Raw genomic sequence first — 3,660 nt, forward strand, 5'->3', positions numbered from 1 at the left:
TCACCGATGGCGACACCGACGAGGAGGTACTGAACTACATCGTTTCGCGCTACGGCGCATTCGTGCTGCTGCAGCCTCGCCTCAGTACCCGCACCATGCTGCTTTGGACCGCGCCCGTGCTCCTTGTCATCGTAGGTGGCGTCTCGCTGCTGGTGTTCGCGCGGCGGCGTGCGGGAAAGCCGCCCGGTCTCCCGCTGACGGCGGAGGAGCAGGCAAAGCTCGACGAACTGCTTGGCAGGTGATCACGCCCGCATCTTGCTGACAGCATAATGGCTTCGCAAATCAACCTGCGGTAAGATGCGCGCCCGGGAGCCATCGCAGCATGCGGGGAAGACATGAAGCGCCGTCTTGCAGCAATTCTGATCGCTGACGTCGCCGGTTACAGCCGTTTGAGCCAGATCGACGAAGAGGGCACGCGCCGCTGCTTCCAGGCGGATATGGACGACATCATCCTGCCCAAGATCACCGAACATCACGGCCGGCTGGTGAAGACCATGGGAGACGGCCTACTTGTTGAATTTCACAGCGTTGTCGATGCCTTGCATTGCGCAATAGACGTACAGCGCGAGAAGGCATTGCTAAAAGCATCCGACGATGGAGCGATGCGGCTCGATTTCCGCATCGGCGTCAACCTTGGAGACATCATTGTCGAGGGCGACGACATTCAGGGTGATGGCGTCAATATCGCGGACCGCATACAGGCGCTTGCCGAGCCGGGCGGGATTGCGATCTCCGGCACGACTTACGATCAGGTAAAAACCAAGCTTGATGTCGGCTACACCTCGCTTGGCAGGCAAAAAGCGAAGAGCATCGTCGAGCCGATCCGCGTCTACCGGGTCGTGCTGGATCCGAATAAAGCCCAGACATCGCCGAGAAGCTTCAAGCGTCTGTTGAGGATGCCTGCCGGGCTGGCGGCTGCCATTGCCGTCCTGCTTTTGGCCGCTGCCACAGCTTACTGGTGGCAGCCGTGGGAGCTTGGCCTGACGCCAACGCTGGTCGAGCGCTTCGCCTATCCCTTGCCGGACAAACCTTCGGTGGCGGTGTTGCCGTTCATCAATGTCAGCGGCAATACGGAGCAGGATCATCTGGCGCAGGGGCTGACCGACGACCTGATCACGGAACTGTCCAAGGTTTCGGGGCTCTTCGTCATCGCCAGACATTCAGTATTTGCCATTCGCAACGGTGAAGGAAAGATTCAGGATGTCGCGGCGGAGCTCGGCGTCCACTACGTGCTCGAGGGCACGTTGCAGCGCGCGGGGCCGCGGCTGCGGATCAACGTCAAGCTGATCGACGCGCTGAGCGGACTTTCGGTTTGGGCCGAGCGCTACGACCGCCAATATGCCGACCTTTTCGCAATCCAGGACGACGTCACCGGCAAGATCATCTCCGCGCTCGCGGTGGAACTCAGCGAGGGCGAGCGCACCCAGCTGGAGCGGATACCGAGCGACAATCTGGAAGCCTACGATTACTACATGCGGGCGGAGCAGGAGGGCCTCGCCTACAGCGACGTGGAAACCTATCGGCGCACGCTGTCCTATTATCAGAAGGCGATCGATCTCGATCCGAACTTTGCTGATGCGCATGCCGGCATTGCGCGCGTTGCCGTCGACGTCTGGCGCAACGACTACAACTTCCTCTGGTCGGCGGCTGTGGCGCGCAAGATCGCCTATGATGCGGCCGGACAAGCGCTCAAGCTCGACCCCGACAATGCACGCGCCCACACCGTTCTCGCCCTGCTGCAGCTGGTTGACGGTCGGGCCGCGGAGGCGCGGGACTCGGCAAACCGGGCGGTACAGGCGCAGCCCAACAGTGCGGAGGCCTTCGGCAACCTGGCTTTGATCCTCGCCCATACGGGAAGTCACGAAGAAGCCGTAGCTGAGATGGAAAAGGCTTTGCGGCTCGATCCCGCTCCACCGTCGAGCTTCCGGCTGCTGGCCGGAATCGTCTTTTACACTGCGCGGGACAACAGGCGCGCAATTCCGCTCATCGAGGCGGCGCGGGATGCGCTGCCCAACGCAGAGCCTGCGCGCGAGTACCTGACGGCAGCTTATGCGTATGAAGGGGACCGGGTTCGCGGCGCGAAGGAAAAGGCCAAGCTTCTGGAACTGTTTCCGGACGCCAACCTTACCTACTACCACTATCTCTACGACTACTGGCGCGAAGACGACCTGGAGCACCATCTAGCGGGATTGCGCGCGGCCGGGATTCCGGAATGGCCGTTTGGGTTCGTCGGTTCGGAAGCTGATCAGCTTGATGCAGACGCCTTGCGCAACCTGATCAGCGACAAGACGTGGAGCGGAAAACACAAAAACGGAACGGTGTTCGTCCAGTATTTCGACAAGGCCGGCAATACCGCCTACCGCAGCGCCAATACCAACATCACCGGCACGGTGGAGGTGCAGGGCAACAGGCTCTGCGAGCGGTTCGGCGGCTATTTTCTCGATCGCATGGTGTGCGGGCAAGTTTACAGAAACAAGGACGCCGGACAAGCCGGCGCACAGTATGTTCACGTAACCCCGCAGGCGCTGAAGTTCTTCTCGCTGACCCCGTGAACTCACTTGGCCGACATATCCTGCCAGTCCTTGCGCACCTTGTCGGAAATCAGGGTGCTCTGCACCTCCGACCAGTGCTTTTGGGAGTCGACGACCTTGGTCGGCTTCTTTTCGAAGCCTTCCGCGGCACCGGGATCGTAACTCAGATAGAGCTTGCCATCGATGATCCGCCATGCCTTGGGGTCGATATTGGTCGTGACGGTTCCGAAGGAAACGCCGTCAGCGCAATAGCCGCCGTATTGAGGCGCATATTTGCCTGGTTCGGCGATGAAGCGGTCGCGGTTTTCGGAACTGGTGAAATGCCATTCGGCACCCAGCCAACGATACGAATAGACCGGAGATCCTTCCACGGCCCTGTTCTCGGTGAAATAGGCAACCGGATCGTAGCCCTTGATCGCCACGTCCCCGAAATAGCCGGTATTCACCGGCTCTTGCGCCGAGGCCGGCTGCACAAACGCCAAGAGGATCGCCGCGCCAGCGATAATGTAGGCGGGAGTCCCGCCCGTCTGCTTGCGATATGACATGTGTCCATTCTCCCAGTTCGGGCGATGAGATGCAGCAAGCGCTATTTCCGCTTCGTGCACTCGCCATACAGCCACTCGCCGACCAGGTCGGCCTGCTGGCAAACAGCGCCCGCTTTCAACAGCAGGTCTGCGGCATCCCAGTGGGATCGCCATCCGGCCTGCGTCAACGGCGTGTAGCCGTTGCGTTCCTTCGCCTCTATGTTTGCCTTGTGCGCGACGAGGAAGGCGACGATATCGGCATGACCTTCTTCGGCCGCAGCATGAAGCGGCGACATTTGGTAGAAGTTCTTTTCATCATTGATCAGCGCACCCTTCGATACGAGCAGCTCAACGACATCGAGGTGCCCGCCATAGGCTGCCGCGTGCAACGCCGTCAGGCCGCCCTTGTTTCTGATCTCGATATCGGCGCCTTTTTCGAGAAGGAGTGCGACGACATCCTTGTTTCCGGCAAGCGCCGCGATCAGTAAAGGCGGCTCTCCTGCGGCGTCCGGCTCGGCGATATTCGCGCCCTGATCGATAAGCTGGCCGGCATGTTCGCGATTGCCGCCCCTTGCCGCATCGTGCAGAGCCCCACCCCAGGCGCG

The 3,660-nt window shown here is 60.8% G+C and carries 4 protein-coding genes; 2 read left to right on the forward strand and 2 right to left on the reverse strand.

Annotated features, from left to right (window positions below; genetic code table 11):
- Together C9413_RS29510 and C9413_RS29515 are read left to right on the forward strand one after the other, a co-directional pair.
- On the forward strand, positions 1–242 hold a 242-nt coding region (locus C9413_RS29510; protein ID WP_170251301.1), incomplete at its 5' end, for a cytochrome c-type biogenesis protein.
- A 93-nt stretch (positions 243–335) separates the two neighbouring features.
- Positions 336–2,552, forward strand: a complete 2,217-nt coding sequence (locus C9413_RS29515; protein ID WP_039844362.1) for an adenylate/guanylate cyclase domain-containing protein — start codon at positions 336–338, stop codon at positions 2,550–2,552.
- A gap of 2 nt (positions 2,553–2,554) precedes the next feature.
- Here C9413_RS29515 and C9413_RS29520 read toward each other — a convergent pair whose 3' ends face one another.
- Both C9413_RS29520 and C9413_RS29525 read right to left on the reverse strand, forming a co-directional pair.
- A complete protein-coding gene (locus C9413_RS29520) occupies positions 2,555–3,076 on the reverse strand; it encodes a YHS domain-containing (seleno)protein (RefSeq protein WP_039844363.1) in 522 nt (173 codons plus the stop codon).
- Between the two features lie 41 nt (positions 3,077–3,117).
- Positions 3,118–3,660, reverse strand: a 543-nt coding sequence (locus C9413_RS29525; protein ID WP_246703886.1) for an ankyrin repeat domain-containing protein, incomplete at its 5' end; no start/stop codon positions are given.

Origin of the sequence: Rhizobium sp. SEMIA 4085 (assembly GCF_013004495.1) — a bacterium.
Classification (GTDB): Bacteria; Pseudomonadota; Alphaproteobacteria; order Rhizobiales; family Rhizobiaceae; genus Rhizobium; species Rhizobium gallicum.